Consider the following 1,771-nt stretch of genomic DNA (forward strand, 5'->3'; position numbering starts at 1 on the left):
TCGGTGAACTCTACGCCCAGGCCGTGGGCGCGGCTGTTGTTGGCGCGGAAGTACATCTGGGCGAGGCCGTCGGCCGCGATCTGGTGGAGCTGCTGTTCGTTGGCGCCCTGTTCCCGGGCGGTGAACAGGCGGTCGGCCCACTGGGGCGGCAGGGCCTGGGTGATGTCCCGGACGCGGGCGTCGTCCGTCGTGCCTCCGGCGGCTTCGAATCCGAAGCGGGCGCGTGTGGAGACGACCAGGCCGTCCGTGGACGCGGCCTTCTTCCTCGCCTTCGCGCGGATCTGCGGCTGCCACCTCTTCTTCACCCCGCGCTCCAGGCGGCCGCGTAGGTCCTGGCGGGGCCGCTTGAGCTGTCCCTTGACGTACCGCTCCACGGTGCGCTGGGAGACGCCGAGAACCTGGGCGGCGGCCCTGGTGCCCTTGAGCTGCCTGACCAGATACTTCATCTGCGCCTGGGCGCTCTGCGGGATGCGGCGGGTGAACGCCCCCTCCAGCGCGCGGTCCAGACTGTCCGCGAGCGAGTCGACCACGGGTTACTCACCTCCTTGGGCTCTGAGCGTTCTTGATGAGGCTGACGGTAAGCCTGGGCGCCGCGACGACGGAGTGGGCCGGGAAGTGTTGCTAACCATCCCGGTCAGTCGTCGTATTCTCCTGCCAAGCCTATGCGTCAGGGATACCCTGACGATATGCGCAGCGACAAGCACCCCACCGAGCCCATGCCGCCCATGCCGCTGGCCCCTCTGGACGAGGCGTATCTCGCCCACGCCCAGACCTGTCGGGACATCGCGAGCAGGGTGCTCGGTTTCCTCCCCGTCCAGCACCGGGCATCCGACCCGGAGCACGGCCGCGAAGCCGAACGTGCCCTGGCCGTCCTGGAGCTGGCCGAACAGCTTGTGACCGAGGCCGTTGTCATCGAGCGCGAACGCAAGGCCAGCTGGAGCGCCCTCGGTGACGCTGCAGGTATCAGCAAGCAGAGCGCTCATGAGAGGTGGTCGGCCCACATCGGACAGTGGACCCGCATTCAGCGCCGCCGCCGCGCCTCCCCTGCCCTGGCCGACCCGGCTGCCCACGCCCAGGACCTCGATGACTGGTACACCGGCTTGGTGCCCGGGGAGCCGCGCGCCGTCAGCGGCGGCCTCATCTCCCTGCGCGATCCCGGAGCTCGGCAGGCCGCCGACGAACTGCGCACGGAAGCTTTGCAGCTGTACGTCCGGCTCGATCAGCTCAAGAAGGAGGAGGACCGGGCCTTCGAGGCGAGTTTCGCCACCCCGGCCGCGGACTCCGACGCCGGCCATCGGCGTACGGCGTGGGCCGGAGTCCATTTCGCGAAGGCCGAAGCCTACGACCGGCTCGCCGTCGCGGAAGCGCCGTTGGCTGCCGAGCACCGTCGTGCCGCCGCCGCCCAGCGCTCCATCGCCCGGGACATCCTGGCCGGCCGCCCCGCCGGCCCGAAGGGGAGCGGCGGCCAATGACCGGGGGCCCGCGGCGCCATGCCGGACCAGGAACTGGAACTCGACCTCCTGGAGATCCGGACGACGGCACTGCGACACCTCGCGCGCACCATCCCGGCGGGCTCTGTTCCTGGCCCCTCGCCCTGGTGCACCTCGCCCGTGCCCGCGCCGTCTGGCACCGCCAGCTCGCCAACGCCCACGGCCCCACTGCAATCCCGACAAGGACGTTGTTGCCCGCTGAGCGGGCCAGGTCCGCCGCGTACCGCACCGATCACCGCACGACTACGGCTAGGAGCTTCAGTGGGGGAACAGGTTCCCTT

At 70.5% G+C, this 1,771-nt stretch carries 2 protein-coding genes; one reads left to right on the forward strand and one right to left on the reverse strand.

Annotated elements, in window-relative coordinates:
* The coding region (tpg, locus tag HNQ79_RS33140) for a telomere-protecting terminal protein Tpg (protein ID WP_185036697.1) at positions 1 to 530 on the reverse strand (530 nt) is incomplete at its 3' end.
* A 156-nt stretch (positions 531 to 686) separates the two neighbouring features.
* On the opposite strand from tpg, the gene HNQ79_RS33145 reads away from it, so the two are divergent.
* The gene (locus tag HNQ79_RS33145; protein WP_185036698.1) at positions 687 to 1,472 is read left to right on the forward strand and encodes a hypothetical protein; all 786 of its coding nucleotides are present in this window, start codon (positions 687 to 689) and stop codon (positions 1,470 to 1,472) included.
* The last annotated feature ends 299 nt before the right edge of the window (positions 1,473 to 1,771 follow it).

It is taken from the genome of Streptomyces candidus (assembly GCF_014207445.1).
Taxonomy (GTDB): Bacteria; Actinomycetota; Actinomycetes; order Streptomycetales; family Streptomycetaceae; genus Streptomyces; species Streptomyces candidus.

Excerpts from the sequence above, each read along its gene's own strand:
- HNQ79_RS33145 (WP_185036698.1), top strand. The coding sequence starts at position 687 with ATGCGCAGCGACAAGCACCCCACCGAGCCCATGCCGCCCATGCCGCTG.